1 protein-coding gene is annotated in these 532 nt (G+C 50.6%); it reads left to right on the forward strand.

Annotated elements, in window-relative coordinates; genetic code table 11:
• Positions 1-68: 68 nt before the first annotated feature.
• Positions 69-532, forward strand: a 464-nt coding sequence (locus tag DP116_RS25695) for a pentapeptide repeat-containing protein (protein WP_246275796.1), incomplete at its 3' end; no start/stop codon positions are given.

Genomic DNA, 532 nt, shown 5'->3' on the forward strand with positions numbered 1-532 from the left:
ATCCTGGAGTCCGTGTAGCGCTTGAGTTGCTAACCCAAGGATGTCGGGCAAAAAGAAAGTGGAGTTGGATGCCTGATTTTCTGGTAACTTCTTTGTTCGGTAACTGTGCCGACCTCAGAGGTGCCGACCTCAGAAGTGCCAACCTCAGAAGTGCCAACTTCAGTAGTGCTAACCTCAGTAGTGCCAACCTCAGTAGTGCCAACCTCAGTAGTGCCAACTTCAGTAGTGCCAACCTCAATAGTGCCAACCTCAATAGTGCCAACCTCAGTAGTGCTAACTTCAGTAGTGCTAACTTCAGTAGTGCCTACCTCAGAGATGCCAACCTCAATAGTGCCTACCTCAGTAGTGCTAACTTCAGTAGTGCCAACCTCATTAATGCCGACCTCAGAAGTGCCGACCTCAGTAGTGCCAACCTCAGAAGTGCCGACCTCAGTAGTGCCAACCTCAGAAGTGCCAACCTCATTAATGCCGACCTCAGAAGTGCCTACCTCATTTCTGCCCACCTCAGTAGTGCCGACCTCAGTAGCTGTCT

It is taken from the genome of Brasilonema bromeliae SPC951 (assembly GCF_012912135.1).
In the GTDB taxonomy this organism is placed as follows: Bacteria; Cyanobacteriota; Cyanobacteriia; order Cyanobacteriales; family Nostocaceae; genus Brasilonema; species Brasilonema bromeliae.